General features: G+C 56.8%; 2 protein-coding genes and 2 pseudogenes. 2 read left to right on the forward strand and 2 right to left on the reverse strand.

Annotated elements, in window-relative coordinates; all coding sequences use genetic code 11:
* Positions 1-77 precede the first annotated feature (77 nt).
* Positions 78-401 (forward strand): annotated as a pseudogene (locus NKI21_RS32255) (IS5/IS1182 family transposase); the annotation flags it as partial.
* Positions 402-430: 29 nt separating this feature from the next.
* Here NKI21_RS32255 and NKI21_RS32260 read toward each other — a convergent pair.
* Both NKI21_RS32260 and hisD read right to left on the reverse strand, forming a co-directional pair.
* Positions 431-653 (reverse strand): annotated as a pseudogene (locus NKI21_RS32260) (DDE-type integrase/transposase/recombinase); the annotation flags it as partial.
* Between the two features lie 591 nt (positions 654-1,244).
* Positions 1,245-2,543, reverse strand: coding sequence for a histidinol dehydrogenase (gene hisD / locus NKI21_RS32265; RefSeq protein WP_352869302.1), 1,299 nt, complete (start codon positions 2,541-2,543; stop codon positions 1,245-1,247).
* Positions 2,544-2,723: 180 nt separating this feature from the next.
* On the opposite strand from hisD, the gene NKI21_RS32270 reads away from it, so the two are divergent.
* Entirely contained in the window at positions 2,724-3,272 is a 549-nt protein-coding gene (locus NKI21_RS32270; protein WP_352869305.1) for a cupin domain-containing protein, read from the forward strand.
* The last annotated feature ends 317 nt before the right edge of the window (positions 3,273-3,589 follow it).

Here is a 3,589-nt window from a genome sequence, read left to right on the forward strand (position 1 = left end):
AAATCGGAACACCGGCCGGAATGAAATCGGAATGACTGGCCGGCTTCAAATCGGAATCGATGGCCGGCTTCGTCGGAATACGCACCGACGCCGGCTATCGCGGCCACAATGCACCGCAAAGTCATAAGTTCAGGGTCTTCACCGCTGGTCAAAAGCGCCGCGTGACACCGGCCATCAAGCGCCAGATGCGCCGCCGCTCCGCGATCGAGCCGGTGATCGGCCACATCAAGAACGAACACAGAATGGGCCGCAATTACCTCGCTAAGATCCAAGGCGATGCGATCAACGCCATCCTGGCCGCAGCCGGTTACAACTTCTCCCTCCTGCTCAGGTGGCTGAAGGCGTTTTTGTGGCTCTTGATCGCCGCGTTCCTGAACCGGCCGAAGCAGCTTGCCGCTTAGCGATCAAGATTGTTCACAGTCGACTCGTTGGCGATCAGAACGTCGGTGAAGGGCTCGCTGGTGAACTGGCTACCCTGATCGGTGTTGAAAATGCCGGGCGCGCCAATATTTTGTCAGGGCTTCCTCCAGCGCCCCGACACAGAAGTCCGCTTCCATCGTGATCGACACGCGATAGCTGAGCACGCGCCGGCTGAACCAGTCGACGACGGCGGCCAGATAGACAAAGCCACGCGGCATCGGGAGTGGAGTAAGAGGCGCAGATGCGCTTCTCCTCCCCGAACCGTACGTGCACCTTTCGGCGCATAATGGCCCATGGCCATGGCAACATCATGATATCGCAATGGTGTTGCGAGTTTCGCTCCGGAAGATGTATGGGTTGGCCTCCGGATTCCGCCACCGGAACTGCGCCTTGGCGCTTGAGACCAGACGGCGCAGCGCCTTGCCGACACGGTTCCCACGTTCACTCGCCCCGTAGACAAGCCAGGTCTTTGCCTTACCTGCCTCCGGCGTTCGACACCATCTCCGCATCAAGGGTTTGATGCGCGAGCGATATTTTCGCGCCAGCCAGTGCGCCAGTTTCCAGAACACGACCGTGTCGATGTGCCGGAACGTGCGCGCTGTGAAGTCGGTTCTTGGCGCATTGTCGGCTTCGGCGGTGGCAGGGCTTTGGAATCAGTGGCATGATCCAAGATACCTGAAACCGCCGGGCCTTGCTCGCGCAAAGCCGAGATTCATCCAACAGAATCAATCCTTTGCCGTTTATGGACGGAAATAGCTAAAGAAAGGGCCGAGAAGTTTCCTTGACGGCCCTTTGTTCGCAGCAGCTCTCTAAAGGCGATTAGATCACTCTGCCGTGAGTTGCCTTGAGCTAAGCCGCAGCGCGGCAGCACGGCGGTGGCCCTCCAGTTTTTCGGTCGCGCTCTGACGCACGGCAGCCGGAGCCACAGCGGCGACGCCGCGCTCGTCCAGCCACTGGTGGGTGGCGATCTTAACGTAGGAGCCAACCCAAAGACCGCCAGTGTAGCGAGCTGTGGCCATCGTCGGTAGAGTGTGGTTCGTACCGCAGCACTTGTCCGAATAGACGACGCTGGCGAGCTCACCGATGAAGAGCGAGCCGTAGTTTCGAAGCTTCTTTGCGGTTGCTTGCGGATCGCGGGTGTGGACCTGCAGATGCTCCGTCGCGATGTAGTCCGAATAAGCAATCATCGTGTCTTCGTCTTCCACGGTGGTAATTTCGCCGTAATCCTTCCATGCAACGCCTGCTACCGGAGCCGTCGGTAGGTCTTCGAGCTGTCTTTCGACTTCCTTGAGAACGTCTTCAGCAAGCTTGCGGTCAGTCGTCACGAGCCCAACACGGGTGCGGACGTCATGCTCGGCCTGCGCCAACAGATCGGAAGCGATGGTTGCTGCATTGCCGGTTTCGTCGGCGACGATGAAGATCTCGCTCGGGCCAGCGAGCTGGTCGATCCCGACCTGACCGAACACCTGGCGCTTTGCTTCGTTGACGAAGGCGTTGCCCGGGCCAACTATCTTGTCGACTGCTGGAATCGTCTCGGTGCCGTATGCCATGGCCGCAATCGCCTGGGCTCCGCCAACGCGGAAAATGCGATCTGCACCGGCAAGGTGGCAGCCTGCGATCATGGCGGGATGGGCGTTCGGCGGAAGGCAGGCGATTACCTGGTCACAGCCGGCCACCTTGGCCGGAACGAGGGTCATCACCGGAGCCGACAGAAGCGGATAGCGACCGCCAGGTACATAGCAGCCAACGATTTCAATAGGAATGACGCGATGGCCAAGATGAAGTCCCGGCAAGCTTTCGATTTCGAGGGGAAGAATGGTCTTCAACTGGGCCTCGGCGAAGCGTCGAACGTTAGCAATGGCAAATTCCGTGTCTTTCCGGGTCTGCGGATCGAGATCAGCGACAGCTTTCTGCTTCTCCTCCTCAGTGAATTCGAAGTTGGTGACTTCAGCCTTGTCGAAGGCAAGCGAGTAATCACGAAGCGCAGCGTCCCCACGCTTGCGAACGTTCGCAATGATCTCCTTGACGGTTTTCTCGACCGGGGCCGTGTCTGAGACCGCGTCCCTAGAAGGTCCTTTGATTTGTGTAAACTTGCCTTTCAGCGCTTCGAGACCCGACCTCATAAAGACCTCCTAGTGGGACAATGGCAACCAGCATCTTGCAACCTGAGCAGTTCAGCAATTGCCCAGCAACAAACTGTTCATTATAATCACCAATCAATTGACCCTCAGAGTTCTCGCGGTGTCATCTTTATCTTGAGGGTGCGATGAACTCTCAATTTAAATCACTCAAGGAACTGACGAATGGCGAAAATTGGGAGCAAACTTCGTGAACTGCGTCGCCGTCGAGACCTTGGCGTGAGAGAGTTGGCTGTTCGCTCTGGCATATCTCATTCAACAATATCTCTCATTGAGCGGGATAAAATGAGCCCTTCGGTCGACACTTTGGGCGCTGTGCTGGACGCGCTCGGTACGACGCTTACTGGTTTCTTTTCCGATCTGCAGTCAAGCCTTCCATATTCCCCATTCTATGCGTCAGCCGACTTTATAGAAATCGGAAAGGTCGACGCCATCTCGTATCGCGTCATCGGCTTAGATCATCCCAACCGCCAGATGTTGATGCTGCACGAACGATACGCTCCCGGCGCCCATAGTGGCGAGGAATTCACTCATGCCGCCCAAGAAGCTGGGATGGTTTTGGCAGGTGCGGTTGAGGTCACCGTTGGAAAACAAAAACGTATCCTCAAGCCCGGCGAAGGCTACTACTTTGACAGCCGCTTACCGCATGGGTTCCGGAATGTTGACGACGGCCATAGTGAAATTCTCAGCGCGATCACGCCGCCTACTTACTAACCCGCGGCAGTTGCAATCGCGGTGAGAATAGTCACCGAATGATACGGTGCCGCTCCCAAACTGACGCGATTGGCTTTCTTTATCCGGTAATCGTAGGCAAAATGGAAAGTTCCTATGATGCGTGAGCGCTACGATGTTGTCGATGTTTAGACCGCAGGAGAACCAACCCTCCATCGCCGCTACCGCTTTCCGTTTTTGCTGCGGGGACAATGATCGTTGTTGTGCTGATTGGGTTTATTGGTGTGGGTTTAGGCAAGCGGCAACCGCAGTAGCCTTTGTCGCGTAGCCATGCCTTTCAAACACAATGCCAGCCGTCG

The organism is Mesorhizobium sp. M0715 (assembly GCF_040320355.1).
GTDB lineage: Bacteria > Pseudomonadota > Alphaproteobacteria > Rhizobiales > Rhizobiaceae > Mesorhizobium.